Annotated in this window: 24 protein-coding genes and 1 tRNA gene; 10 read left to right on the top strand and 15 right to left on the bottom strand. The window is 68.7% G+C overall.

Annotation, left to right across the window (positions count from 1 at the left end; genetic code table 11):
- Positions 1–86: 86 nt before the first annotated feature.
- The 3 genes from ACYVLV_RS17955 (at position 87) to ACYVLV_RS17945 (ending at position 4,232) form a co-directional block, all read left to right on the top strand.
- Positions 87–827: an esterase/lipase family protein gene (locus ACYVLV_RS17955; RefSeq protein ID WP_460812320.1), complete on the top strand. Its 741-nt coding sequence runs from the start codon at positions 87–89 to the stop codon at positions 825–827.
- An 88-nt stretch (positions 828–915) separates the two neighbouring features.
- Entirely contained in the window at positions 916–3,009 is a 2,094-nt protein-coding gene (gene pta, locus ACYVLV_RS17950; RefSeq protein WP_460812317.1) for a phosphate acetyltransferase, read from the top strand.
- Entirely contained in the window at positions 3,006–4,232 is a 1,227-nt protein-coding gene (locus ACYVLV_RS17945; RefSeq protein WP_460812314.1) for an acetate/propionate family kinase, read from the top strand. The genes pta and ACYVLV_RS17945 overlap by 4 nt, the downstream gene beginning before the upstream one ends.
- Positions 4,233–4,311: 79 nt before the next feature.
- On the opposite strand, the gene ACYVLV_RS17940 is transcribed toward ACYVLV_RS17945, so the two are convergent.
- From ACYVLV_RS17940 to ACYVLV_RS17915, 6 genes are all read right to left on the bottom strand, one after another.
- Complete coding sequence (locus tag ACYVLV_RS17940) at positions 4,312–5,367, bottom strand: LLM class F420-dependent oxidoreductase (protein WP_460812312.1); 1,056 nt, start codon at positions 5,365–5,367, stop codon at positions 4,312–4,314.
- A gap of 25 nt (positions 5,368–5,392) precedes the next feature.
- Positions 5,393–6,559, bottom strand: a complete 1,167-nt coding sequence (locus ACYVLV_RS17935) for a zinc-binding dehydrogenase (protein ID WP_460812309.1) — start codon at positions 6,557–6,559, stop codon at positions 5,393–5,395.
- 177 nt (positions 6,560–6,736) lie between these two features.
- Positions 6,737–9,121: an enoyl-CoA hydratase-related protein gene (locus tag ACYVLV_RS17930; protein WP_460812307.1), complete on the bottom strand. Its 2,385-nt coding sequence runs from the start codon at positions 9,119–9,121 to the stop codon at positions 6,737–6,739.
- Positions 9,121–10,389, bottom strand: coding sequence for an acyl-CoA dehydrogenase family protein (locus ACYVLV_RS17925; protein ID WP_460812304.1), 1,269 nt, complete (start codon positions 10,387–10,389; stop codon positions 9,121–9,123). Before ACYVLV_RS17925 ends, ACYVLV_RS17930 begins: the two co-directional genes overlap by 1 nt.
- Positions 10,390–10,470: 81 nt before the next feature.
- Complete coding sequence (locus ACYVLV_RS17920) at positions 10,471–10,971, bottom strand: hypothetical protein (RefSeq protein WP_460812302.1); 501 nt, start codon at positions 10,969–10,971, stop codon at positions 10,471–10,473.
- Positions 10,971–11,516, bottom strand: a complete 546-nt coding sequence (locus ACYVLV_RS17915) for a hypothetical protein (protein WP_460812300.1) — start codon at positions 11,514–11,516, stop codon at positions 10,971–10,973. Before ACYVLV_RS17915 ends, ACYVLV_RS17920 begins: the two co-directional genes overlap by 1 nt.
- Positions 11,517–11,704: 188 nt before the next feature.
- Here ACYVLV_RS17915 and ACYVLV_RS17910 point away from each other — a divergent pair, with 188 nt between their 5' ends.
- Positions 11,705–12,859, top strand: a complete 1,155-nt coding sequence (locus ACYVLV_RS17910) for a hypothetical protein (RefSeq protein ID WP_460812298.1) — start codon at positions 11,705–11,707, stop codon at positions 12,857–12,859.
- Between the two features lie 49 nt (positions 12,860–12,908).
- Positions 12,909–13,541 carry a PaaI family thioesterase gene (locus ACYVLV_RS17905; RefSeq protein WP_460812295.1) on the top strand — a complete coding sequence of 211 codons (633 nt, stop codon included), beginning with the start codon at positions 12,909–12,911 and terminating at the stop codon, positions 13,539–13,541.
- Between the two features lie 147 nt (positions 13,542–13,688).
- Here ACYVLV_RS17905 and ACYVLV_RS17900 read toward each other — a convergent pair whose 3' ends face one another.
- A complete protein-coding gene (locus tag ACYVLV_RS17900) occupies positions 13,689–15,164 on the bottom strand; it encodes an NAD(P)/FAD-dependent oxidoreductase (protein WP_460812293.1) in 1,476 nt (491 codons plus the stop codon).
- A gap of 285 nt (positions 15,165–15,449) precedes the next feature.
- Between ACYVLV_RS17900 and ACYVLV_RS17895 the strand changes: the two genes are divergently transcribed.
- Genes ACYVLV_RS17895 through ACYVLV_RS17885 form a run of 3 tightly spaced genes read left to right on the top strand, consistent with a single transcriptional unit; the run spans position 15,450 to position 17,214 of the window.
- Complete coding sequence (locus ACYVLV_RS17895) at positions 15,450–16,445, top strand: ATP-binding protein (RefSeq protein WP_460812289.1); 996 nt, start codon at positions 15,450–15,452, stop codon at positions 16,443–16,445.
- The gene (locus tag ACYVLV_RS17890) at positions 16,442–16,873 is read left to right on the top strand and encodes a fluoride efflux transporter FluC (RefSeq protein WP_460812286.1); all 432 of its coding nucleotides are present in this window, start codon (positions 16,442–16,444) and stop codon (positions 16,871–16,873) included. Before ACYVLV_RS17895 ends, ACYVLV_RS17890 begins: the two co-directional genes overlap by 4 nt.
- A complete protein-coding gene (locus ACYVLV_RS17885; RefSeq protein ID WP_460812282.1) occupies positions 16,870–17,214 on the top strand; it encodes a fluoride efflux transporter FluC in 345 nt (114 codons plus the stop codon). Before ACYVLV_RS17890 ends, ACYVLV_RS17885 begins: the two co-directional genes overlap by 4 nt.
- A gap of 34 nt (positions 17,215–17,248) precedes the next feature.
- Here the strand turns inward: ACYVLV_RS17885 and ACYVLV_RS17880 are convergent, their stop codons facing one another.
- From ACYVLV_RS17880 to ACYVLV_RS17860, 5 genes are all read right to left on the bottom strand, one after another.
- Positions 17,249–17,605, bottom strand: coding sequence for a metallopeptidase family protein (locus ACYVLV_RS17880; RefSeq protein ID WP_460812279.1), 357 nt, complete (start codon positions 17,603–17,605; stop codon positions 17,249–17,251).
- Positions 17,606–17,619: 14 nt separating this feature from the next.
- Complete coding sequence (locus tag ACYVLV_RS17875; protein WP_460812275.1) at positions 17,620–19,098, bottom strand: NCS2 family permease; 1,479 nt, start codon at positions 19,096–19,098, stop codon at positions 17,620–17,622.
- 170 nt (positions 19,099–19,268) lie between these two features.
- Positions 19,269–19,342 (bottom strand) — tRNA-Asp (locus ACYVLV_RS17870).
- 134 nt (positions 19,343–19,476) lie between these two features.
- On the bottom strand, positions 19,477–20,160 hold the full coding sequence (locus ACYVLV_RS17865) for a hypothetical protein (protein WP_460812272.1): 684 nt from the start codon (positions 20,158–20,160) through the stop codon (positions 19,477–19,479).
- A gap of 242 nt (positions 20,161–20,402) precedes the next feature.
- Positions 20,403–21,737 carry a GAF domain-containing sensor histidine kinase gene (locus ACYVLV_RS17860; protein WP_460812268.1) on the bottom strand — a complete coding sequence of 445 codons (1,335 nt, stop codon included), beginning with the start codon at positions 21,735–21,737 and terminating at the stop codon, positions 20,403–20,405.
- Positions 21,738–21,950: 213 nt separating this feature from the next.
- Here ACYVLV_RS17860 and ACYVLV_RS17855 point away from each other — a divergent pair, with 213 nt between their 5' ends.
- Positions 21,951–22,772, top strand: coding sequence for a class I SAM-dependent methyltransferase (locus ACYVLV_RS17855; RefSeq protein WP_460812266.1), 822 nt, complete (start codon positions 21,951–21,953; stop codon positions 22,770–22,772).
- A 347-nt stretch (positions 22,773–23,119) separates the two neighbouring features.
- Here the strand turns inward: ACYVLV_RS17855 and ACYVLV_RS17850 are convergent, their stop codons facing one another.
- The 3 genes from ACYVLV_RS17850 to ACYVLV_RS17840 form a co-directional block, all read right to left on the bottom strand.
- The gene (locus tag ACYVLV_RS17850) at positions 23,120–23,443 is read right to left on the bottom strand and encodes a HepT-like ribonuclease domain-containing protein (protein WP_460812263.1); all 324 of its coding nucleotides are present in this window, start codon (positions 23,441–23,443) and stop codon (positions 23,120–23,122) included.
- Entirely contained in the window at positions 23,440–23,808 is a 369-nt protein-coding gene (locus ACYVLV_RS17845; protein WP_460812260.1) for a nucleotidyltransferase family protein, read from the bottom strand. Before ACYVLV_RS17845 ends, ACYVLV_RS17850 begins: the two co-directional genes overlap by 4 nt.
- A 378-nt stretch (positions 23,809–24,186) precedes the next feature.
- A complete protein-coding gene (locus ACYVLV_RS17840; RefSeq protein ID WP_460812258.1) occupies positions 24,187–24,318 on the bottom strand; it encodes a hypothetical protein in 132 nt (43 codons plus the stop codon).
- 379 nt (positions 24,319–24,697) lie between these two features.
- Here ACYVLV_RS17840 and ACYVLV_RS17835 point away from each other — a divergent pair.
- The coding region (locus ACYVLV_RS17835) for a transposase (RefSeq protein WP_460812255.1) at positions 24,698–25,015 on the top strand (318 nt) is incomplete at its 3' end.

The raw sequence follows: 25,015 nt of genomic DNA, 5'->3' as shown, positions 1-25,015 counted from the left end.
CTCTCGTTGGCGTGACAATGCATGACAGTGTCATGGATGATCACTGTACGCCCACCACCGGGCCCCATGCCATGAGACGAGGATCGATGAGCACCACCGAGCGCCCCCTGCCCGCCGACTTCCCGACCGACGAGCTGCCCGAGGGGTTCCCCAGCGCCCGCGGCGTGATCGGCGAGCTCGGAACCGTCAAGGAGCCGGTCCGACTGGCGCTGGCCCATCGGCGACTGGCTGCGGCACCTCGCGGCGACGGCCGTATGACGATCACCCTGCCCGGGTGGAAGGCCTCCGGCTCCTCGATGCTGCCGATCCGTCGCTACCTGAGCGGGCGCGGACACCGCGGCGTCGACTGGGGCCTGGGGGTCAACGGCGACGACGTCGAGGCGACCCGCGACGCCTTCCTGCCCATGCTCGAGGCCCGCGTGGCCGCCGGCGACGGGCGCCCGGCGAACCTGGTCGGCTGGTCCCTGGGTGGGGTGATCGCCCGCGAGGCGGCCCGCGAACGCCCCGATCTGGTGAACCGCGTGGTCATCTTCGGCTCCCCCATCATCGGTGGACCGAGCCACACCCCGATGGCTCCGACGTACGGCGAGGCCGAGTGCGCCCGGGTCTCCGACCTGGCTGCGGTGTACGACGCCGAACGCCCGGTCACCCGACCCTTGCTGTCGGTCTTCACCCGCAACGACAACATCGTCGACTGGCGGGCCTGCATCGACCGGTTCTCCGTCGACGCCCAGCACCTCGAGGTCCGCTCGACCCACATCGGCCTTGGCCTGGACCCCGATGTGTGGGTGGCCGCGGCCCGGTTCCTGACCGAACCGCTGGGATAGTCCCTGACGTTTGTGCGACGACACGCCGTCAAAAGTCGCACAAACGTCAGGGACTACCCCGGTGATGGGGCCCCACTAGGGTTCAGACATGACCCGCAGCGTGTACGTCGCGACCGTCGAGCCCTTCACCGGCAAGTCCGCGATCGCCCTGGGCATCTTGGAACTGCTCTCCCGCCGGGTCGAACGCGTCGGGGTGTTCCGCCCGATCGTCCGGTCCGAGGCGAGCGCCGGCGAACGCGACTACGTGTTGGACCTCCTGGTCTCCCACGAGGCGGTGACCCTGACGTATGACGAGTGCGCGGGAGTGTCCTACGAGCAGGTCCACGCCGACCCGGGTGCGGCCATGGACGAGATCCTGGACCGCTACCACCGGGTCGCCGACCAGTGCGACGTCGTGGTCGTGGTGGGCAGCGACTACACCGACGTGGTCGCGCCGGCGGAGTTCGCGTTCAACGCAAGGGTCGCGGCCAACCTGGGGGCGCCGGTCGTGCTGGTCCTCAACGGATTCGACCGCAGCGTCGACCAACTGCACACGGCCGCCGACCTGACCGTCGCGGAGTTGCACGCCCACCACGCCAGCCTGTCCGCCATCGTGGTCAACCGGGTGCGCGGCGTACCGCTGGAGGACTGTGTGGAGGCCCTGTCCCATGAGGGCGTGCCGGCCTACGCCCTGCCCGAGCAGACCCTGCTGCACGAGCCGTCGGTGGCGAGCCTGATGGCGGCCTGCGACGGTCGCCTGATCGGCGGGGACCCGGAGCAGTTGCACCGGGAGGTCTCCGGGCTGGTCGTCGCCGCGATGACCCTGCCCAACGTCCTGGACCGTCTCTTCGAGGGCGCCCTGGTCGTCACCCCAGGCGACCGTCCCGAGATCGTGCTCGGCGTCCTGAACGCCCACGCCTCGGCGAACTTCCCGCAGGTCGCCGGCATCGTCCTGAACGGTGGGCTCGAGCTGGCCCCGCAGGTGCAACGACTCCTCGAGGGCCTCTCGGTCACCCTGCCGATCGTGGCCACCGATCTGGGCACCCACGCCGCGTCCGCCGTACTGACCGATCGTCGGGGGCGACTCGACAAGAACTCCCCCCGCAAGATCGCGACCGCGTTGAGCCTCTTCGCCGAACACGTCGACGGCACCGAACTGCTCGACCTGCTCGAGGTGGCCCACGCCAGCGCGGTCACCCCGTTGATGTTCGAGCACCAGCTGCTCGACACCGCGATGGCCGACCCGCAACACATCGTGTTGCCCGAGGGGAGCGACGACCGGATCCTGCGCGCCGCCGACACCCTGCTGCGCCGCAACATCGTGAACCTCACCATCCTCGGCGATCCCCGCGAGGTGCAGGCCAGGACCGCCGCGCTCGGGGTGGACCTGTCAGCCGCCCGGATCCTGGACCCGCAGGACCCCGACGACCCCGAGATCGCCGAGATGCGGGAGCGCTTCGCGGTGGAGTACCAACGCCAACGCGCGCACAAGGGCATCGACCTCGAGCGAGCCCGCGAGGTCATCATCGATTCGGCCTACTTCGGCACGATGATGGTCGAGCTCGGGCTGGCCGACGGGATGGTGTCGGGGGCGGCCCACACCACCGCCCACACGATCCGACCCGCGTTGGAGTTCGTCCGGACCGTGCCCGGGGTCTCGGTGGTCTCCTCGGTGTTCTTCATGTGCCTGTCGAACCAGGTGCTGGTCTACGGCGACTGCGCGATCATCCCCGACCCCACGGCCGAGCAGCTCGCCGACATCGCGCTCGCCTCGGCGGCCACCGCCGCCGCCTTCGGGGTGGAGCCGCGGGTCGCGATGCTGTCCTACTCCACCGGTTCGTCCGGCTCCGGGCTCGACGTGGAGAAGGTGACCCAGGCGACCGCCCTGGTCCGCGAGCGCGCCCCGGACCTGCTGGTCGAGGGCCCGATCCAGTACGACGCCGCCATCGATCCCGGGGTCGCCCAGAAGAAGCTGCCCGACTCCGAGGTCGCCGGACGCGCCACCGTCCTGATCTTCCCGGACCTCAACACCGGCAACAACACCTACAAGGCGGTGCAACGTTCGGCCGGCGCGCTGGCCATCGGACCTGTCCTCCAGGGGTTGCGCAAACCGGTCAACGACCTGTCCCGCGGAGCCACCGTTCGCGACATCCTCAACACGGTCGCGATCACCGCGATCCAGGCGCAACGCGGGTCGTCGTGAGTTCCCCTGCGTCTGGTGCGGGGTCGGCCGGGACTCGGGTGTTGGTGCTCAACGCCGGGTCGTCGTCGCTGAAGTACAGCCTCCTCGACGGGGAGACCGGGACCGAGGAGGCGTCCGGTCTGGTCGAGCGCATCGGGGAGCACGAGGGGGCGCTGACCCACGAGACGCCGGCGGGGAAGCATCACCAGGAACGGGTGGTGGCGACCTTCGCGGACGCGTTCGAGGCGGCACTGGCGGCCTTCGCCGAGCACGGTCCAGGGCTTGATCCCGAGTCATTGGCTGCGGTCGGGCACCGGGTGGTCCACGGCGGTTCACACGTCAGCGCGGCGACGCTGGTCGACGACGACCTGATCGCCACCGTGGAGGAGTTGGCCTCCCTCGCCCCGTTGCACAACCCGGCCAACGCCGAGGGTCTGCGGGTGGCGCGCGACCTGTTCCCCGGCGTACCCCAGGTGGCGGTGTTCGACACGGCCTTCCACCAGACGATGCCGGCGGTGGCCCACACCTACGCCGTACCCCGGCAGTGGCGTGAGGAGTACGCCGTCCGCCGCTACGGCTTCCACGGCACCTCGTATGCGTTCGTGTCAGGCGTCGCCGCGGACCTGCTCGGCCGCCCGTTGACGCAGACGAATTTGATCGTGTTGCACCTCGGCAACGGCGCGTCCGCGGCGGCCGTGCGGGGTGGGGTCTCGGTCGACACCTCGATGGGGATGGCCCCGTTGGAGGGGTTGGTGATGGGCACCCGATCGGGCGACCTCGACCCGGCCGTTCACGGTCACCTGCACCGCCATCACGGGTGGTCCTTGGCCGACATCGACGACGCCCTCGTCCACGACTCGGGTCTGCAGGGGCTCACCGGGGACAACGACTTCCGGGAGTTGTTGTCGCGGCGTGCGGCGGGCGAGGCGGACGCCGTACTGGCCTTCGACGTGTACGCCTACCGGATCCGGAAGTACGTCGGCGCCTACTACGCCGTCCTCGGCGAGGTCCACGGCATCGTGTTCACCGGCGGGGTCGGCGAGCACAGCCCCGACCTGCGCGCGGCCGCGGTGGGTGGGCTCGAGCGGCTCGGCATCGAGGTGGACGAGACCCTGAACCGGGTGTCGTCCGACCAGGCGCGGGTCGTCTCCCCGGTGGGCTGCGACGTACCCGTCCTCGTCGTACCCACCAACGAGGAGTTCGAGATCGCGCGGCAGGCCCTGTCCGTCGTCCAGTCGGAGTGAACCACCGGGGTAGTCCCTGACGGTTATGCGACGACACGCCGTCGAAAGTCGCACAAACGTCAGGGACTACCCCAAAGATTCAGCCGGCGATTTCCTTGAGGGCCTTGATGTCGGCGACCTGGCGTTCGTGGGTGGGGGCCAGCGGGGCGGCGTTGAGGGCGGCGACCCCGGCCTCGGCGAACGCGGCGACCCGCTCGGCGACGAACGACTTCGACCCGATGAGTTGGGTGGCGTCGATCAGACCCTGGGGTACGGCGGCGGCGGCCTCGGCCTTCTTCCCGCTCAGGTAGAGGTCCTGCATGAGGGACGCCTCCTCGGCGTACCCGAAGCGGACCGTGAGGTCGTTGTAGAAGTTCTTGCCACGCGCGCCCATCCCCCCGATGTACAGGGCGAGGCTGTCGCGGACCGCCTGCTCGGCGGTCGCCTTCTCCTCGGCGTCCTCGGTGATCATGATCCGGGTGTCGACGTTGATCTGCAGCGGCGGCAGGTCGGCCGAACGCTTGGCGGCACCGGCGGCCAGCGCCTCACCGAACGCGAGATCCGCGTGCTCGGGTGAGAAGAAGATCGGCTCCCAGGCCTCGAACAACTCGGCGGCGAGCTCGACGTTCTTGGGGCCCAGGGCGGCCAGGACGACGGGGATGTTCGCGCGCACCGGGTGGTTGATGAGCTTGAGAGAAACGCCCAGCCCGCTCCCGCCGTTCTCCTTGGTGAGCGGGATGTCGTACTTCGCCCCGTGGTGGTCGATCTTCTCGCGGCGCCACACGGTGCGCATGATCTCGATGATCTCGCGGGTGCGGGCCAAGGGGGTGTCGTACTTGACGCCGTGCCAACCCTCGATGACTTGCGGGCCCGAGGCGCCGATGCCCATCACGAAGCGGCCGTCGGAGACGTAGTCGAGGCCGGCTGCGGTCATGGCCAGCAGCGCGGGGGTGCGCGAGTAGAGGTTGAGGATGTTCGAGCAGAGCTCGACACGGTCGGTGACGGCGGCGAGGTAGCCCAACTGGGACACGGAGTCGAAGGTGTAGACCTCCGGCAGCAGGATCACGTCGAGCCCGACGGCCTCGAACTCGACCACCTTGGAGGCGATGTCCTTGAACCCGGCACCGGCGTACGGGATGGGCATTCCGATCTTCATGGGGTCTCCTGCTGGGTTGGTTGGTTCAGTGGGTCGAGGCGGTCGCGACGGACGGATCGTTCGGGGTGATGAGGATCTTGGCGTGCGTCTCGGGGTCGCCGAGGTCGGTGAAGGCGCCGGCCACCCCGTCGAGGCCGACGGTGCCGGTGATCAGCGGGGTCGGGTCGACCTTGCCGTCGGCGATCAGGTGGAGCGCGGCGCGGAACTCGTCGGGGGTGTAGCCCAGGACGAAGCGCAGGTCGATCTCCTTATTGATGGCGATCGAGGGACGGATCTGGTCGGCCCCCATGCAGACCCCGACCACAACCACGCGCGAATAGAGGGGCGCGTCGGTGATCAGGCCATTGATCATGCCGGGGACCCCGACGCACTCGAAGACGACCGGACCCGACGGGCTCGCGCCGGCCTTGTCCGCGGCCTGGAGGATCCGCCACCAGGGCAGCTTGGGTACGGCGCGCAGTTTCTCCATCGTCCCGACGGCCAACTCGAAGACGCTTCCGGCGGTGTGGAACTTCTCGCGGTGGTGGTCGAAGGGAGCCTCGACGGACGGATCGACGACCACGTCGGCGCCCATCTTGGTCGCCAGGGAGCGACGGCCGGCCGAGAAGTCGCTGGCCACCACGGTGCGCACCCCGGTCGCCTTGAGCATCGCGATCACGCCGAGCCCGATGGGACCGCAGCCGACGACGTAGGCGACCTGGTTTTTGCCCACCTGGCCGCGGCGTACGGCGTGCAGCGCGACGGCCATCGGCTCGGTCAGCGCGGCGGTGCGCAGGGAGAGCCCGTTGGGGACGGGTATGGCAAGGGACTGCTCGACCAGCACGCGCTCGGCGTACGCGCCGGGCGCCGCCACCGAGAGCCCGGTGGTGTGGACCTCCTTGCCGTGACGCAGCAGCGGCATCGCCACCACGGGGGTCCCGGCTTTGACGATCCGGCGGGTCTTCGGGCCGTGGTCGGCGACCGTGCCGCTGAACTCATGGCCGAGCACGACCGACTGGTCGGAACGCATGAAGCCGTCGTACCCGGCCGCCGCCGCATCGTCGGCCATGTCGTCACCGTGGGTGCGGGCGTGCAGGTCCGATCCGCAGATGCCGCACGCCTCGACCTCGAGGACCAACTGGCCGCGCTCAGGAGTCGGATCGGGGACGTGAGCGACGCTCAGCGTCGAGGCCTCACACGTGACAGCGCGCATGAGTGCGACCCTACTGGGCGCTCGTGATGGCCGGGTCGTGTGTCTGCCGCCGACCCCCGAGGCGTTCTCGGGCACACGACCCGAGGGGCCCGCCACGTATCGCCGAACCGAGACCCCGGTTGTGTGCCTGATGCCGAGCCAGGGATCGTTCTCAGGCACACGACCCGCCGCGCGGGGCTACTGGTTGCGCCAGACCGGGGTCGTCTTCATAGCGAAGGCGGCGATGCCCTCGATGGTGTCGCGGGCGAAGAGGAGGTCGTCGACGGCTTCGGTGGGGGCCTCGAGGGCGTCGACGGGGTCGCCGTACGCCGCGGCCTCCTCCATCAAACGCAGCGAGGCGCGCACCGAGGTGGGTGAGACGGCGACGATCTCGGCGGCCAACTCGCGTGCTGCGGCCAAGGCCCCGCCGGTCGCGACGACGCGGTTGACCACACCCCAACGCTCGGCCTCGGCTGCAGACATCGCTCGGCCGGTGAGGGCCAACTCGTATGCGAGCTTCTGCGGGACCTGGCGCGGCAGCCGCACCAGCCCACCCATGATCGCGGCCAGCCCGACCTTGACCTCGCTCAACGCGAACTTCGCCTGCTCCTCGGCGACGACCAGGTGGCAGGCCAGGGCGATCTCGAACCCGCCGCCGTACGCCGCCCCGTTGACGGCCGCGATGACCGGCTTGGCCATCCCCCGCCGGTGGGTGATGCCGCCGAAACCGGCCAGCGGGAACCACAACGAACCGCCGGTGGCGGTGTGCATCAGGTCGTTGCCGGAGCAGAAGGCCTTCTCCCCCGCCCCGGTGATGATCGCGACCCACAGGTCCCGGTCGGCCTCGAAGGCGTCGAAGACGTCGGCGAGTTCCTGGTTGGCGTCCGGGGTGAGCGCGTTGCGTGCGTCGGGCCGGTTGATGGTGATCTCGAGGACCCGCCCCTCGCGGCGTACCTCCACGAACTCATAGCTCTCGCGGAAACCAACGGCCGTGGTGGGCAGCAGCTCCTCCATGCGTTCCGGGCTCAGCGCGACCTTGTTGCCCGGTCCGGTGGCGCGGGCGAAGACCCGGCTGCCCCCGGCGTCGTCGGAGAGGAGGACGTCGATCAGCACGTCGTCCTCGCTGAGCACCCGGGCCAGGAAGCGGGCGCCGGTCGACTCCAGGCGTCCGATGACGATCCCGGTGCGTTTGCCGTTGCGTCCGAAGCGGACCGTCCAGGTCTCGATGGTGGCCCATCCGTTCGGGCGCTCGTCGACCTCGACGGTGGGCCATCGGTCGATCTGCGCCTGCCGCTCGGCGTCGTCGCCCGCACGCCACGGCGCGGGGGTGGAGGAGTAGACGCCGGCGGCGTACTTGCTCAGGGTGCCGCCGTTGGCGCCCACCAGGGTGAACGATCCCGGCGCCTTCCGGCTGGCCTCGACGGCCTCGGCGATGGCGTGCAGCGAGTAGGCGTTGCCGGGGCCGCCGAAGAAGGGCAGCCCACCGGTCAGGGTGAGCCCGCGCTTGTCGTCCGCGCGCAGCCCGAGCTCGTCGGCGACGACCGAGACCGCGATCGGGTAACAGGAGTAGAGGTCCATCGCCGACACGTCGTCGAGCTCGATCCCGGCCACGTCGAGGGCGGTGCGTACGGCGAGCGCGGAGGCCGGCGACGCACCCAGATCGGCGCGCTCCAAGAGGGGCTGCTCGCGCAGGTGGGAGTGGCCGTGGAGGAACACCCGCTGCGATTCGGGGACCCCGAGTTCGTCGGCGACGGCCACCGAGGTGACCAGGACGGCGGCGGCGAGGTTGACCTTGTCGCGGGCGACCAGACGCTGCGGGAAGGGGTCCGCGACGAGCCGGTTGTCCTCACCGACGGCCACCAACTCCTCCGCGGTTCGCCGCGTGGGCGCGAAGGCGTGCGGGTTGTCGGCCGCGACATCGCTGAGCGGGGCGAACAGCTCGCCCATGGAGCGGGCGTAGTCGGCGCGACTCTCGCCGCGGCGTACCCGTCGGGCGTTCTCGAACAGGGCGTACTGGCTGGTGGCGTCGGTCAGGCCGTGGGTGGCGGCGTACTTCGTGATGAGGCCCTTGAGCCCGAAGCCGCGGTCCTCCAGCTGGCCGGCGGGGTCCTCGGACCAGTCCACCTTCTCCCCGGCCCGTCCCAGCGCGGCCATCGTGGAGATGGCCTCGGAACCGACGACCAGCGCCACCTCCGAGCGGCCGGCGGCGATCTCGGTGGCCACCTCGATCACCAGCGACTGCGGGGACTGGCCCCCGGAGACCTCGTAGATCGCGCGGGCCGGGTCGGCCCCGATCCGGGTGCCGATCGAGCGCGGCATGTTCGTCGAGGTGCCGAACGCGGGCGGCAGACCCGGGACGGATTCGTAGAACTGTCGGGTGGCGGCGATCAGGTCGATCCGGTCGGCCGCCACTCCCCCACAACCCGCACCGGCGTCGCCCAACGCCACCGTGGCCGCTTCCGCGGCGAGGTCGGCCGGTGACAGGGCGGCGTACTGGGGGTCGTCGAGTCGTTCGGAGAACTGCCCGACCCCGATCAGGACCGGGGTCCGCGGGTCGAGCGGCTCCCCAGCCGGCTCCGCCATCAAGCGGGACCGAACTGACTGTGGATCGATCGGGGCAGCTCGACGAGCGGCTCCCGGTTCAGCTCGGCCCGGGCCAGGGTGGTCAGGTGGGCCTCGTCGGGACCGTCGAAGATCCGCATCGCGCGGTGCCAGCCGTAGAGCATGGCCAACGGGGTCGCGTCGGTGACGCCAGCGCCTCCGTGCAGCTGGATGGCCCGGTCGATGACCGAAAGCACCGCGCGGGGCACCGCGACCTTGGCCGCCGCGATGAGGTGGCGGGCCGCCTTGTTGCCCTCGCTGTCCACGACGGATGCCGCGTGGTGACACAGCGCGCGGGCCATGTCGAGCTCGATGCGGGACTCGGCGATGCGTTCGCGCACGGCGCTCTGCTCGGCCAGGGGGCCACCGAAGGCGACCCGCTCCTGGGCCCGGCTGACCATCATGGCCAGCGCGCGCTCCCCGGCGCCGAGGGCACGCATGACGTGGTGGATCCGGCCAGGTCCCAGGCGGGCCTGCGCGGCGGCGAACCCGCCACCCTCCTCACCCAGGAGGTTCTCGGCCGGGACGCGGACGTCGGTGAACTGGACGACGCAGTGGCCGTGCTGGTCCTGGCGGCCGAAGACCGGCAGGGAGCGTTGGATGTCGACGCCGGGGGTGTCGGCGGGGACGATGATCATCGACTGCTGACGGTGGGTGGCCGCGTCGGGGTCGGTCTTGCCCATCACGATCAGGACCTTGCAGCGCGGGTCGGCCGCGCCGGAGATCCACCACTTGCGACCGTTGATGACGTATTCATCCCCGTCGCGTTCGATGCGGGTCTCGATGTTGGTCGCATCCGAGCTGGCCACGGCGGGCTCGGTCATCGCGAAGGCGGAGCGGATCTCGCCGTTCATCAGAGGCGTGAGCCACCGCTCCTGCTGGGAGGGGGTGCCGATCAGGTGCAGCAACTCCATGTTGCCGGTGTCGGGGGCAGCGCAGTTGATCGCCTCGGGCGCCAGCTCCAGGCTCCAGCCGGAGAGCTCGGCGATGGGGGCGTACTCGAGCTGGGTCAGACCCGAGTCGTGGGGCAGGAAGAGGTTCCACAGTCCGCGCTCGCGGGCCTTGGTCTTGAGCTCCTCGATGACCGGCGGCACCTGGTGGTCATCGGCGTCGGCCTCCTCACGGAAGGTCTCGTAGGCCGCCTCGGCCGGCAGCACCTCGGTGCGCAGGAAGTCGAGCATGGCGTCGTACATCTCGATCGCGCGCGGGGTCGGTGCCGGGAACGCGGGGTACATGGGGCTGGAGGTCATGGCCCTAGCCAACCAGACGGTCCCCACAGCTTCGCTCAGCATGGCTGAACGAAGCCGACCGACGTCGACCGAGGTCGCGGCTCAGACCACGTCGAGGCCGGCGATCAACCAGGATCCGCCCTCGAGGCGCAGGGTCACCCGGAACCTGCCGGTGCTGGCCCCGCCCCGTAGACCGTCTTTGGTGGAGCTGACTTCGGCGATCATCAACACCACCATCGTCTCGGAGGTGGCGTCGACGACGGCGGTCTCGGTCACCTCGGCCTGCACCGACAATCCGTCCCGCTCCGCCTGGGGTGCCAGTTGACCGCTGACCAGGTCGGCGTACTCCGCCCGGTAGTCGCTGGTGAGGTACGCCTGCTCGATCCGGAGGTCGTCCTCGACGGTGGTGGGGGTGTAGCTGAGGAGCCGCTGCACGCGGGGCGCCGCCTCATCGGCGAGACCCGGCGGCGGCATCTGGGTGCGGCTGTTGGCCACCCCCACAACGAAAACCAACATCAGGGCCACGGCCACCGTGGCGACGATGACGGTGACCATGACCGCGGGACGGCACAGGACGTCGTACACCTGGGGACGTCGGCGCATCAGAGGAACTCCAGGTCATCGACGCGCCAGTCGTCGTCGATCCAAGTCACCACGACCCGCATCTGGAGATCCCGGGAGCGGGGCTCCGGTGAAGTCGTCGTGCTGGATGAACCGGAGGTCGCCACGATCACGGTGGCGCGGTCTGCGCTCATCTCGGCGATACCGCCTACCGCCACCCGGGACCGGACCTCCAGGCCCTCGGCTCGTACGTCGTCGAGGAGGGACTCGGCGAACCCGGTGAAGTCGGTGCGGAACTTGGCTGTGGTCCGGTTCGACAGCGCGGCGAGCTCAGCCTCACCCGAGGAGGCATCGAGGGACACCACCCCGAGGGCCTGTTCCTCGGCGAGGTCGAGGGCCGAGGTGGCCTGCGGATGGTCGAAGACCCCGTTGACCCCCTGCGAGCTCTTCGACGCACCATCGGTGGCCAGCAGCACGGTCACGGTGATCCCGTTGATCAACAACACCAGCGCGGCCACCGCCATCCACGCGCACTTGGTGCGCCGTCGACGGTCGCCTGGCAACAGCGTCCCGCTCGATCGCGACATCCTGACCCCCCGTTTGGTCGTCGGTCTCGCTACTGACCAACGTCCCAGCCACCTAGTCCACCCCGCCTCGTCCGAACGGTCAAAATTTCGCCCCACCCGGGGGACATTTCCGAGATTCGAGGAACTGGGGTGGACCAAGGGTCGCAATTGCGTCCCTGGCAGCCCTGGGACGCGTAGATTGCGGAGGTATGTCGGACGGAGATCGCACGGGGGGTGATCACCCTGCCCTGGACCCCTTCTTCCTGGACAACGATCCTGACGATCCGGCCCGGGCCGAAGCAGCCCGCCGTGAGGCCGAACGCATCGCCCAGGAGCGGCAGGAGGCGGCCCGTCGGATGGCGGCCGCCCGCGCCCAGATCGCGGAGTTCGATCAGGGTCGCCGCAAGGGGTCCAAGTGGGGCATGAGCAACCGCAAGGCCCGCGAGACCAGCCATCTGCTCGAGGAGATGACCCGCGAGCAGACGCCCCCTCCCGGCGACCCACCATCACCAGTGGCTCCTGCGGCCTCTGGGGGCTACCAGGCCCCGGACTACGACCGTCCCGACAGCCGTGACGCGGGCCGCGAGATCCTGGCCGCGTTCGCGGAGACCCAAGCCGAGGCTGCCGCGCAGGCGGAGGCGGAGGCGGACGAGTCGTCTCCCCGAGGGCTGCGTGGGCTGACCGGACGACGCGACAAGGACGCGGGATCCCCCGCGGAGCCCAAGCGGTCCGGCGACCGCCCCCGGCTCAGGCTGGCCGGCGGCACCCCCGAGCCTCCTGCACGGCCCAAACCCGTCGCCAAGTCGAGGGACGAGCCTCCAGCAGCGGCCACCCCAGCGACGTACGCCCCCTCGACGCGTGCGCCCTCGCCCAGTCGTGCGCGAGGCATCCACGCGGACCGCCCGCACACCGGGTTCTCGATGAATGTCGACTTCAAGCCCCGGACGATGACGCGCACGATCCTGACGTTGCTGTTGCTGCTGACCCTGGCGGCCACGGTGTTCGTGGGCCTGACCCTGGTCGACGACCAGAACACTCTCAACGTCGGTCTGACTGCTGTGCTGGCCGCGATGGCGCTGTTCATCTACTCCATCCGCGCCGGTGCTGCCGTCTCCCACCTGCGGGTCCGTGGGGGTCTGCTCGAGATCAAACGCGGTGGACGCCGAGACGTCTTCGACCTCAGCAGCCGCTTCACCCCCATCGACGTCATCGGTCGTCCCAGCCGCGCGGGGTGGAAGGTCGTGATGTTGAGGGCCGACGGGATGCCGCAACTGATCGACTCCTCGGTCGTGGACCCCAAGCACTTCTCCGAGGTGCTCGAGCACTACCGGCCCGATCTGCGGCCTACCACCGACAACCGCTGAGTCGCCCACCCGGAATAGAATTCGTTCTAGCCGCGGATAGGGTCCAGCCATGGTCGGCTACCTGCAGGATGAACTCAGTACGACGCAGGTGGCCGCCGAGGCCGACCTGTACGCACCCTTCACGCAGAGCGTGCGCGACCTGATCGACGCCACGGTCCAGACCCAGGCGTCGCCCGAGGAGATCCGGGCCGCCCAGGCCGAGATCGAGGCGATCGCCGCCCGCCTGCGCGGCGCAGGACTCGACGGCCCGTACGGCGCCCGCTTCGGTGCCGACGGCGTCGGCCGCAACTGGGGGAACGCCGTGATCGGGTTGCGCAACCCGATCGCACCACCGGTGGTCACCCAGCACGACCCGGCCGACCTCGACCGGTTGTGGGCCGACTTCCACCTCGGGGCGGCGTACGAGGGTCCGCCCAGCCTGGTCCACGGCGGGGTGCTGTCCTCGATCCTCGACCAACTCCTCGGCGAGGTGGCCAGCCAGGCCGGCAAGCCCGGGATGACCGGGACCCTGACCGTTCGCTACCGCCAGGGAACCCCGCTCGGCTCGGTGCGCGGCGAGGCCTGGGTCGACCGGGTCGAGGGCATCAAGACCTTCGCCCGCGGACACCTCCTGGGTCCCGACGGGGTCACCGCCGAAGCCGAGGGCGTGTTCATCCTGCCCCGCTGGGCCCGCGCGAGCTGACCGCGAATCGGCGTGAGTTGACGCCACAGACCCGCCGAGTCGGCGCTTGTTGAAAAAGACGCGCCGAGTCGAGCCCCCTGCCGCGTCAATTAGCGCCGACTCACCAGCAAACCAACCCAACCGATCACCCGATCGGGCCGCCAGGGGTCAGGCGGTGTGGCCGCGCTCGCCGCTGTCGGTGAGCCGGGACTGCTCCACCGCCTGCGCCTCCAGGGCTTGACGATGCGCCTCACGGTCGTACTCCCCGGGTTCGGAGACCAGGTCGGTCGCTCCCCGTCGAAGCCGATTCAACGCGGCCCGTCCGAAGATCTGTTGCTCGGTGGCGGTGCGCTCGGAGCGGCCGGTGCCCAGGAAGGAGATGGCCCAGCGGATCACGGCGGTGAAGCGGTTCTTGAAGCCGGTCAGATAGAACAGGTGCACACCCAGCCACATCAACCAGGCCAGGATCCCAGTGATCCGCAACTTGCCGACCATCGCGACGGCACGGAACCGGCTGATGATGGCCATCGACCCCTTGTCGAAGTACGAGAACGGGTCCTGGGGGGCCTTGCCCTTGAGCCTGCCGTTGATCTCGGTGGCGGCGTACTTCGCACCCTGGGTGGCCACCTGAGCCACGCCGGGCAGATTGTTCAGCGAAATCATGTCGCCCAGGACGAAGACCTCGGGGTAGCCGGGGAGAGTCAGGTCGGGGTTGACGCCGATGCGTCCGGCCCGGTCGAGTGGGGCGCCGGTCTGCGCGGCGAGAGTCTTCGTCAGCGGACTGGCCTGGACCCCGGCGGCCCACACCTTGGTGACGGCGTTGATGCGCTCGGAGCTGCCGTCGCGGTGCTGGACCTGGAGGCCGCGCTCGTCGACGTCGGTGACCATGGCGCCCAACATCACCTCGACACCCAGCTTGTTCAACTCGCGTTGGGTCCAGCCCCCGAGCTTGGCCCCGAAGGGCGGCAACACCTGGGAGGCGGCGTCGACCAGGAGGACCCGGGCGCTGCGGGAGTTGATGGCCCGGAAGTCGCGCTTGAGGGTGCGGTGGGCGAGTTCGGCGATCTGTCCGGCCATCTCGACCCCGGTCGGGCCCGCCCCGACCACCACGAAGGTGAGCAGGTGGTCGACGTCGTCGCCGCGCATGGCGGCGAGCTCGGCGAGCTCGAAGGCCCCGAATATCCGGCCGCGGAGCTCGAGGGCGTCATCGACGCTCTTCATGCCTGGGGCGAACTCGGCGAACTGGTCGTTGCCGAAGTACGACTGGCCGGCGCCGGCGGCCACGATGAGCGAGTCGTAGGACAGCGTGGTTTCTCGGCCCACGACCTGGGAGGTGACGACCCGGTCGGTGAGGTTGATACTCGTGACCTCGCCGAGCAGGACCTGGGCGTTCTTCTGGCCGCTGAGGACCTCGCGGGTCGGCGGGGCGATCTCGCCCTCGGAGAGGATCCCGGTCGCGACCTGGTAGAGCAACGGCTGGAAGAGGTGGTGGGTCGTCTTGGCGATCATCGTCACGTCGACGTCGGCCTTACGAAGCTCCTTGGTGGCGAACAGGCCGCCGAAGCCGGATCCGATGACCACCACCCGGTGCCGTCCGGCGGCTTCGGGGCTGGTCTTCGCGCTGGTGTTAGGCGTCTCGGTCACGATGGGCCTGCCATTCCTTCTGGGTACGTCTGCTGGGGTCGATCGTCGTCGTGGACGGTGCGTGGTTGCTGGCTGCACTGCTGTACCCCATTGTTCCGAGCGAGAAGCGCGGACGCGCAATCAGCAGCGTGGTCGGGTCCATCACACCAGACTGTGGGCCGGGAAGAAATGTTCGAGCGAAACGTTTCGTTGGCGCGCGGTCGGGGTAAAACCCAGATCAGCACGGCTTGCACCACTAGCATCTATGCCCGTCACGTCATCACAACCGGATCTGGAGACCTGGGTGTGCCCCTGAACCGACCAGCCCTCTCGTTGGGCGTAGGACCCCGCGGCGTTCGTGACGCCCGCACGTGGGTCCACCAGGTCTGTTCGGAAATCGGTCGGGACGATCTCCTCGAGTGCGCCGCGCTGGGCGTCTCGGAGTTGGTGACCAACGCGTTGCTGCACGCCGCACCGCCGATCCAGGTGCAGGTGCGGGGCACGGTCGACCATCCCCGGATCGAGGTTCGCGACGGTTCCACCCGTCCCCCGACCCTGCCGACCGACGCGAACTCCTTGTCGGTGGACCCAGATGCCCTCACCGATGATCTCGACGAGGTGCTGCTGACCTTCGGACGTGGTCTGGACATGGTTGCCCGCGCCTCGGTCGCCTGGGGCGCCGAGGTCGAGGAGGACGGCAAGGTGCTGTGGTTCGAACCGACCAGTGTCCTCGCCGAGGACGCCGGCACCGCGGGAGTTCTGACCGACCCGCGGCGCGATCTCGAGGACGAGTTGGCCGACTCTGGAACCGGCGCCACCACGGACCTGGTCGACGTCGACCTGCTGCACGTCCCTGTGCGGGCGCACCTGTCCTTCCAACGGCACTACCGGGAACTACGCCGCGAGCTGCGGCTCCTCTCGCTGGCCCACGAGGCTGACTACCCCCACGCGAAGAACCTCTCGGATCTGTTCGGTTCGCTCGAGGGGCGGCTACGCCGGGACCTGGCCACTGACCAGGTGGAGACCGCCCGTCGCGAGAGCGCGGAGCACGTCGACCTGAGCGTGCGGCTCTCCTCGGCCCGGGTAGTCCGGGTCCGCCAACTCTCCGAACTCCTGGACCTCGCCGACGACTTCTGCCGAGAGCAACGCCTCCTGGTCCTCGGGCGCACCGCCGAGCAGGTGCGGTTCCAGCAGTGGCTGCTGGGCCAGTACGTCGATCAGGCCGCCGGTCTGCCCGCCCAACCGTGGGTCGATGCGTCCGAGGCAACCGATACGGGGATCCGGCACACTAACGTCTCGTGACCCCTCCCCCGCCCGTCCGTCGTGACGGGTCGGGGCTGGCCGGGCTGGTCGCCCTGGCCGCCGCCGGGGGTGCGGCGGGGGCGGTGCTGCGGCACCTCCTCACGCTCACCACCGACGGCGATGGCCTGTTAGGCGTCACCCTCGCGGTCAACGCCGTGGGCGCCCTGCTGTTGGGGCTGCTCCCCCTCATCGACTCGGTACGCCGCTCCGAGGGCTGGCGGGTCGCGATCGGTCCTGGGCTGCTCGGCGGATTCACGACGCTCTCCGCCGTCAACGAGCAGAGCCGGTCCCTGCTCGCCGACGACCGGATCGTGCTCGCTGGTGGCTACCTGATCGGCACCCTGGTGGTCTGTGTGGGTGCGGCGAGGCTGGCGGCGCTGATGGTGTCCCGGGTCGCGGCCGACCGGGCGGGGAGGCGACGCACGTGATCGACGTACTCCTGATCGGGGTGGGGGCCGGTGCCGGCGCGGCACTGCGGTTCCTCGCGTCCCGACGCCTCGACGGCGAGTGGCCGCTGGGGACCCTGGCGGTCAACGTGGCCGGTTCGGTGCTGCTCGGCTTCCTGGTCGGGATCGGTCTCGGTGACCGGGGCCTCGCCCTGCTGGGCGTGGGCTTCGCCGGTGGGCTGACGACGTACAGCGCGTTCGCGGTGCAGACCCAGGTCCGGATCGCGGCGCACCCGGGCCGGGCAGCGGCGTACGCCGGAGTGACGGTGGTCGTGTCGTTCGCCGGCTGTCTGGTCGGCTACCTGCTCGGCCAGTTGCTCTGACGCCTCCCCGGAGGCCTCCCCTGAGGACACAGGCTCAGCCGTAGCCGAGTTCATGCAGGCGCGCCTCCTCGATGCCGAAGTGGTGGGCGACCTCGTGGACCACGGTGATCCGGACCTCCTCGACCAGGTGCGCCTCGTCGCGGCACATCTGTTGGAGGGGTTGGCGGAAGACGAAGATCCGGTCCGGGAGGGCGGCGGCCATGAAGCTGTCCCGCTCGGTCAGCGCGTACCCGTCGTAGAGCCCCAGCAGGTCGCGGGGTTCCCCGTCCGGCGGGGTCTCCTCGACGAGGACGACGAGGTTCTGTACGAGCGAGGCGAGTTGGTCGGGGATGCCGTCGAGGGCGCTCTCGACGAGCTCCTCGAAGCGTTCGCGGGTGACGTCGACGGGCATGGCCCCATCATGGGCTACCCGGCCAACAGGTCGGTCAGCGGATTGATCGCGAAGTAGACGAGGAACAGGACCGACACGACCCACATCAGGGCGTGCACCTCGCGGGCCTTGCCGCGGACGAGCTTGATCAGCACGTAGGCGAGGAACCCGGCGCCGATGCCGACGGTGATCGAGTAGGTGAACGGCATCAGGACGATGGTCAGGAAGGCCGGGATCCCGATCTCGACGTCGTCCCAGTCGATGCCGGTGACCTGGCGCATCATCAGGAACCCGACCAGGACGAGGGCGGGTACGGCGGCCTCGGCCGGGACGATCGCGACCAGCGGGGCGAAGAAGATGGTGAGCAGGAAAAGCAGCCCGGTGACCACGGAGGCCAGACCGGTGCGCGCACCCTCGCCGACCCCGGAGGCGGACTCGATGTAGGAGGTGTTCGAGGAGACCCCGCCGGCGCCACCGGCGATGGCGGCCAGGGAGTCGACGACCAGGATCCGCTGGGTGCGCGGGGGCGTGCCCTCCTCGTCGTTGAGGCCGGCCTCGGCGCCGATGGCGGTCATCGTGCCCATGGTGTCGAAGAAGTCGGCCAGCATCAGGGTGAAGACGAGCAGGAGCGCGGCGACGACCCCGACCTCGCGGAAGGAGCCGAGGAGGGAGAACTCGCCCAGGGTGCCGAAGTCGGGCCACTGGATGAGGTCGCGAAGGTTGTCGGGAAGGCTGGGGATGCTCAGCGCCCACCCGGTGGGGGTCTCGTTGCCAGCGCCGAAGTCGCCGATGGCCTCGGCCACGACGGCGATGACGGTGGTGACCAGGATGGCGATCAGGATCGCGCCGCGGACGCCTCGGGCCCACAGGCCGATGACGAGGATCAGGCCGATCACGAAGATCACCAGGGGCCACCCGGAGAGTTGACCGGTCTGTCCGAGTTGGACCGGGACGGTGGTGCCCGCGATGTCGGGGATGCGGCGTACGAACCCGGCATCGACGAACCCGATCAGGGCGATGAACAGGCCGATCCCCACAGAGATGGCGATCTTGAGCTGTGGGGGTACGGCGTGGAACACGGCCTCGCGGAAGCCGGTGAGGACCAGGACGAGGATCAAGATGCCCTCGATGACCACCAGGCCCATCGCGTCGGCCCAGGTCATCTGGGTGGCGATGGCGACCGCGACGAAGGCGTTGAGACCCAGACCGGTGGCCAGGGCGAGCGGGAAGTTCGCGACCAGACCCATGGTGATCGTCAGGATCCCGGCGATCAGGGCGGTACCGGCGGCGATGGCGGGCAGGTTGGGGCCCTCCCCGGGGACTCCCCCGAGGAAGTTGCCGTCGATGTCGACGGCGAAGCCGAGGATCAGCGGGTTCAGCACCACGATGTAGGCCATCGTGAAGAAGGTGACGACACCGCCACGCACCTCGCGGGCCACGGTGGAGCCGCGGTGGGTGATGTCGAAGAAGCCGTCGATGCCGGTCGCCCGGGGCCGGCTGATCTGGTCGGTCATGTGCGCAGATTGTCAGAAACGGCGGGTCTGTCAAAAATGACCACAGCCCCCGGGCCCACACGCTGGTTGAGGTGCGAGGAGCGCCAGCGACGAGCCTCGAAACCCCAGGACCACTACCCACCCGAAATGACCACAGCCCCGGATCAGATGATCCAGGGCTGTGGTGTCTGCGACCCCGACGAGACTCGAACTCGCGACCTCCGCCGTGACAGGGCGGCGCGCTAACCAACTGCGCTACGGGGCCAGGTGCTGCTGTTTCGTGCTGATATTTGCTGGGCTGAACTCGTACCCAGCAAGCGGTGGAACTCTAACCCATGGCCTCCGAGGACCGCCAATCCGGGCCCACAGACCCGGTGCGGAGCGGGCAGGACGGCAGGCTCAGAGGGGGTCGCTGATGTACGCCGTGCACTCGGCCGGGTCACCCTCGACGAGCAGGAACGGGGACACGACGGTCTCGCCCTTGGCGGGCACGAGGTCGGGGAAGTCGACCCCTCCCCCGTTGATGGCACCGGAGGCGTCGCGGCATACGACAGCGACGTCGGGGGACCTCAGGTCCTTGTTGCTGGGGTTGGCGACGGTGAAGTCGGCCGACCATTCGCCGTTCTTCTCAGTCAGGTTCGTGCCCTCGACGGACCCGAAGTCGAGCTTGGAGACGCTGTTGTCGGCCGGTTCGATGATCAGCTCGGACTCGATCGAGGCGACCTGAGCCTTGCCCTTCACGGCGCTACCGCCGACCATGGCGATGGTCTGACCGGGGAAGTTGAAGGCGGTCACCAGCGTCTCGGACCCGACGGCCTTGCCGTCAGCGTCGAGGAAGTCACTGATCAAGGTCACGTTCTGCCCCGCGACCGCGGAGGTGTTCTCAACCAGGGTGACGGACTGGATGAACTCGCCGTCCTGCGCGAACCCGGACTCGACGATCCGACCGTCGGGGTCAGCCTCCGCCTCGACGGTCTCGCCGGACGGGGTGGGCCCGTCGTCATCGCCGGTGCAGCCACCGAGGACGAGGACCGAGGCCATGGTGAGCGGGGTCAGAAACTTGAAGGCAGAAGAAAGCGTCACGAGCGTGACGGTAACCCACGGCGGGTGATCACCAGAAGTGCTTCCGCTGCGGGCCTGGGTCTCTCCCGGGAGCAGACCCAGGCCGCCAGCGCCCGCCTGACTGTGGGGGTGGAAGTCATCCGGTTGCGTCTAGTCTCGCGGAATCGAAGAGGAATGACCCCCACCCGACGGGGTGAAGATCGCCGCCGAGTTGAGGTCTCGCAGGTGACGTCGGGGGCGGTCGAAGCGCTCCCGGGGTCTCATCAGTTCCGTGGGTGACGGGCTGGGGGGTCTGTGCGCTCGGGTCGAGGGAACCGGATGGTGAAGGTGCAACCCAGCTCGGGGGCCGAGGTCAAGGTGAGGGTGCCGCCGTGGGCGGTGACGATGCGTCGCGCGTTGGGCAGGCCGAGCCCGGTGCCTTCGATACCGGAGGCTTGGGCGCGGGCGGCGCGGGCGTACTCGGTGAAGACCATTTCCTGTTCGTCGGCGGGGATTCCGGCGCCGTCGTCGGCGCAGGCGAGGACCAGTTCGGTGTCTCGGCCGTGGAGGGTGACCGAGATCCGGCCCCCGGCGGGGGTGTACTTCAGTGCGTTGCCGACCAGGTTGTCCACGGCTCTGAGCAGTTGGCTTCGGTTTCCGGGAAGGGTGAAGTCGTCACCGGCCGTCTGCAGCTCGAGGGTGACGGCGCGACGTTGGGCCACGACGCGGGAGAATGTGGCGATCTCCTCGGCAATCTCGGCCAGGTCGTGGCGGTCTTCTGAGATGTCGTCGGGTGTCGAGGTTCGAGGGGCCAGAAGTTCGTCGATGTCGCTGGTCATGCGGGCGACCGACGCCTCGATCCCCTCGAGCCGGGTGATCACCTGCCCCGTGTTCTGGTGGGGCTGAGGGCCCGTCAACTCATCGCGGGCCAGTTCGGCGTGGCTCAAGATCACCGTCAACGGCCCCTTGAGGTCGTGGGTGAGGGCAGCGGTCAGGACGCTGGTCTCCTGCTGTCGGTCCAGCAGGTCGGTGACGAGCCGTGCTTGCTGATCCAGTAGCCGGGTCCGGTCGAGTGCCAGGGCGGCTTGCCGGGCGTACATCTGGAGCAGTTCACGCTCTGCGGGTTCGGGGCGCCGTCCGTTGCGTGGCAGGTCGACCCCCAGTACGCCGAGCATCCGCCCACCCGGTGCGTTGATCGCGACGTAAAGGGTGTCCATCGGATGCCAGGCCCCAGGGTCGGCGGGCATGCCGAGGTCGGGAACCCAGGTGCTCACGATGTCCGCAGGCAACCGCTCGTGGGGGATGAAGTAGACGTCACCGTGGCGCTCGGCCCAGGAGAACTCCAGGGCGAGCTCAGCCAACGGCAGATCCTGACCGTGCATCGACGCGACCGCGTCGGTGGGGCCGACCACCGCAGCCGTGTGCAGCATCCGCTGGTCTTCCTGAAGGATCCTGATCGCGGCCATCTGATAGCCCAGTACGTCTCGGACGCCGGCGACGACGGCGTCGAGCACCGCGTCGTGGGTGGGCGCGGAGTGCAGCAGCTCCATCACCTCGACGAGGCGACGCAGGGTGTGCGTCTCGAGGGTGCTGGCTGGGGGGTATGCCGAGGCGATCATGTTCACTTCCGGTGGATTCTCAATGAGAGTAAGTGGCCTGCTGGACCCTCGGGTCCGATCTCCACAATTCGAGTGCCTGGAGACGTAGGAACTTCGCGGAGAGCCAGTACAGATTGTGAACTGGCGCCGGTCAGGATCAGGTACGACGCTGGACGGGTCGGCAACGCAGCCGACCGGGTCCGACGACGGATCAGTACGGCGAGGGAGACAGTGATGACCCAGGATGCGACCGCCCTACCCGACATCAAGGCCAAGCACCGGGCGATGTGGGCGCTCGGCGACTACGCCTCCGTCGCCGCCGACCTGATTCCGACCCTCGGCAAAGTCCTGGTCGATGCGACTGGCATCGCAGCCGGCGACCATGTGCTCGATGTCGCGGCCGGCTGTGGCAACGCTTCGTTGCCAGCCGCGAGGTGCGGCGCGCACGTGGTGGCTTCCGACCTGACACCCGAGCTGTTGGACAGTGGTCGCAAGCAGGCAGCGTCGCGGGGGCTGACCATCGAGTGGCGCGAGGCCGACTGCGAGGCGCTGCCCTTCGGTGACGGCGCATTCGATGCGGTGATCAGTTGTCTGGGTGTGATGTTCGCACCCTTCCATCAGAAGAGCGCCGACGAATTGGTCCGTGTGGCCCGCTCCGGCGGCACTATCGGCCTGCTGAACTGGACGCCGGCAGGTTTCATCGGACAGATGTTCGCAACGATCAAGCCCTACGCTCCGCCGGCGCCTGCCGGGGCGCAGCCGCCCCCGCTGTGGGGTAGCGAGGAGCACGTGCGCGGGTTGCTCGGCGACCGGGTGACCGACCTCGTGTCACGTCAAGAGAAGGTCCGGGTCGACTGCTTCGCCGATGCGTCTACTTTCCTCGGCTACTTCAAGGAGCGCTATGGACCGACGATCGCCGCCTATAAGGCGATCGCGGCCGAACCGGACAAGGTGCGGGCCCTCGACGAGGCACTGATCGACCTCGCCAGGCGGCACGACCTCGGCGACGGCGTCATGGAGTGGGAGTACCTCCTCGTCACCGCCCGCCGCCAATGAAGGGTCCGGCGCGACCGGGCTCGATCAATTCGGCACTGCAACGATGACGCCGAACAGGTACTCTGTGTACCCCCAACGGGATTCGAACCCGTGCTACCGCCGTGAAAGGCCGATCCAGGGATCACCGGACGACGTTGATAATCACTGAACGCCCAGGTCAGAGCCCTATGAAGCATTGATCGTCGCTGGTGGATATTGGTTGATTCTGGTCGTGGTGTTGCCCCAGTGTTGCCCCGAGGGGGTGCGTAGACTTCCTGTCGACTGTCCAGCACAGTCGTTGACCAAGCGTGAAGCGGGAGCTCGCCCTCTTCGTCCGATTAGTCAGGCGGGAGACGCGACCGTAATGGTCATGTGTCGGGGAGTTCGGCTCTGATCACGCGAACTATGTCTGGCAGGTCGACCTCGATCGTCTGACGCACGATGTCGGAGTCCACCAAGAGGTAACCGTGAGCGATGCGGTTGCGCATCCCCCACATGAGCTGCCAGTTGCCCCCGAACAGGTCGGACCGCACCGGGGGATCTAGTCGGGCCAGCACCTCGATTCCGGCCGACAGCCTCATGCAGATGGCGTCGATGACCAGTTGGTCCAGGTCCGAGGTGTCGGCGTACGCATGAGCCAGCTCCAAGTGGACGAGCGCCTCGCGCAGGAGTTCGTCGGTCAACCGGCTCACAGCGATACCGCCTCGGCGTAGACCCGCTCGCGCAGGTCCGGCCGAAGCGCGGATTCGGGCACCAAATCGACCGACGTACCCAACAGATCCGCGACCCGTTGCTCCAACCGACCCAACTGCATCAGGCTCAGCGGTCTGTTCATCGCGAACAGCAGGTCCACGTCAGAACCAGGTTGGTCCTCCCCCACGGCGAGCGAGCCGAAGACACGTACCCGGGTGCCGCCGGCTTCGGCCACAAACTCGCGGATCTGGTCCGCGTTGCGACGCAGGTTGCGTGCCAACGGCGACGTGCCGTGGAAGCGCAACAGTCGCGACACTTCAGGCTGGCTCCGACCGATCTGGCGGGCGATTTGGGACTGAGTCATGCCTCGGGCAGCAGCCTCCCTGACGGCGCGGACGAGTTGGGCTCGAGCTCGAGCTGTGGCCTCATCAGTGTGGCGAGCAATCTCCGCCAAGTCCCTTGACATGAAGCCACTATATCAATTGCTATAAGTGCTTGGCGGGAGCGCGAGGACGTCTTCAGCGAGATTTGCGATTGCCGATCGGCACGCGGAGCGTGCCACAGAGGGATCCCCGAGTGAGACCAGTGGATTGCCCGGCTATCGGCGGATCCGACGAAGGCTAAACCACACGTGCAAGTTGAGATTGAGCAGCGCGCTGGCCGCCGTCAGGAGGGAGAACCAGCGATCCGTCATGTCCGTAGCCAGCAATGGCCAAGTCCACGGTGACCCCAGGGCGATCAGCTAGAGCGTGGCCAGCCCGGCGCCGATATTGGCATTCGGGGTACTCCCGACGGTGAGCGAGAGTGAGAGGTATCCGAGTCCGACGAGGACCAGAGCGAGGTGGACGATCAAGAGAGTGCGTCGCGTGGTCATGAACCGCACCTTGCCTCGGTTGAAGCGGTCGGGCATGCGCCTACGTACTCAACTTCGTTCGCCGATTGCCGTTCGACTTTCGGGACGACCGGGATCTGCACCCCTCTGTGTCAAGGGGGGTTTGTAACAAGATTCTTCACGTGGGTGGGCATGTCGGCGTACCTTGGAGTATGCGGGTCCGGGCAGCGACTTACCCGGAGTGTCGATTCGCGGGTGTGAGTCGGCCGCGCTGGATTCTTTAGTCGCCCCGCGGGGCCCTCCCGGACTTGCACCCAGGGTCCTCGTGAGCCCGTGCGGCGTCGGCAACTAGTTGGCGGTAGACCACTGAATCGCCCTGGGTTGGTTGGAGTCTCCATCGTTTTGAAACGAGGATGGACTCATGCCGAAAAACAACACCCCGGGCAAGCCGACTACGCGTCGCTACAGCCCCGATGAGAAGGCCGCCGCGGTGCGGATGGTCAGGACCCTGCGGGCCGAGTTGGGCACCGAGCACGGCACGGTGCAACGCGTCGCGAACCAGCTGGGCTATGGCATCGAGTCGGTGCGGGCCTGGGTCCGTCAGGCCGACATCGATGAGGGCCACGTGCCCGGTCTCAGCACCGACGACGCGGCCAGGGTGAAGGCCCTTGAGCAGGAGAACCGTGAACTCAAACGCGCGAACGAGATTCTGAAGCGGGCAGCGAGTTTCTTCGGGGCG

The organism is Nocardioides salsibiostraticola (assembly GCF_054783655.1).
This window is presented reverse-complemented; position numbering and strand designations above follow the sequence as displayed.

What these genes read in the sequence shown, in the direction of transcription:
- ACYVLV_RS17875 (WP_460812275.1), bottom strand. Translation starts at nt 19,098, where the DNA reads ATGACCGACCAGATCAGCCGGCCCCGGGCGACCGGCATCGACGGCTTC.
- ACYVLV_RS17860 (WP_460812268.1), bottom strand. Translation starts at nt 21,737, where the DNA reads ATGATCGCCTCGGCATACCCCCCAGCCAGCACCCTCGAGACGCACACC.
- ACYVLV_RS17910 (WP_460812298.1), top strand. Translation starts at nt 11,705, where the DNA reads ATGTCGGACGGAGATCGCACGGGGGGTGATCACCCTGCCCTGGACCCC.
- ACYVLV_RS17955 (WP_460812320.1), top strand. Translation starts at nt 87, where the DNA reads ATGAGCACCACCGAGCGCCCCCTGCCCGCCGACTTCCCGACCGACGAG.
- ACYVLV_RS17915 (WP_460812300.1), bottom strand. Translation starts at nt 11,516, where the DNA reads ATGTCGCGATCGAGCGGGACGCTGTTGCCAGGCGACCGTCGACGGCGC.
- ACYVLV_RS17935 (WP_460812309.1), bottom strand. Translation starts at nt 6,559, where the DNA reads ATGCGCGCTGTCACGTGTGAGGCCTCGACGCTGAGCGTCGCTCACGTC.
- ACYVLV_RS17920 (WP_460812302.1), bottom strand. Translation starts at nt 10,971, where the DNA reads ATGCGCCGACGTCCCCAGGTGTACGACGTCCTGTGCCGTCCCGCGGTC.
- ACYVLV_RS17855 (WP_460812266.1), top strand. Translation starts at nt 21,951, where the DNA reads ATGACCCAGGATGCGACCGCCCTACCCGACATCAAGGCCAAGCACCGG.
- ACYVLV_RS17925 (WP_460812304.1), bottom strand. Translation starts at nt 10,389, where the DNA reads ATGACCTCCAGCCCCATGTACCCCGCGTTCCCGGCACCGACCCCGCGC.
- ACYVLV_RS17905 (WP_460812295.1), top strand. Translation starts at nt 12,909, where the DNA reads ATGGTCGGCTACCTGCAGGATGAACTCAGTACGACGCAGGTGGCCGCC.
- ACYVLV_RS17845 (WP_460812260.1), bottom strand. Translation starts at nt 23,808, where the DNA reads ATGACTCAGTCCCAAATCGCCCGCCAGATCGGTCGGAGCCAGCCTGAA.
- pta (WP_460812317.1), top strand. Translation starts at nt 916, where the DNA reads ATGACCCGCAGCGTGTACGTCGCGACCGTCGAGCCCTTCACCGGCAAG.
- ACYVLV_RS17880 (WP_460812279.1), bottom strand. Translation starts at nt 17,605, where the DNA reads ATGCCCGTCGACGTCACCCGCGAACGCTTCGAGGAGCTCGTCGAGAGC.
- ACYVLV_RS17840 (WP_460812258.1), bottom strand. Translation starts at nt 24,318, where the DNA reads ATGACCACGCGACGCACTCTCTTGATCGTCCACCTCGCTCTGGTCCTC.
- ACYVLV_RS17940 (WP_460812312.1), bottom strand. Translation starts at nt 5,367, where the DNA reads ATGAAGATCGGAATGCCCATCCCGTACGCCGGTGCCGGGTTCAAGGAC.
- ACYVLV_RS17930 (WP_460812307.1), bottom strand. Translation starts at nt 9,121, where the DNA reads ATGGCGGAGCCGGCTGGGGAGCCGCTCGACCCGCGGACCCCGGTCCTG.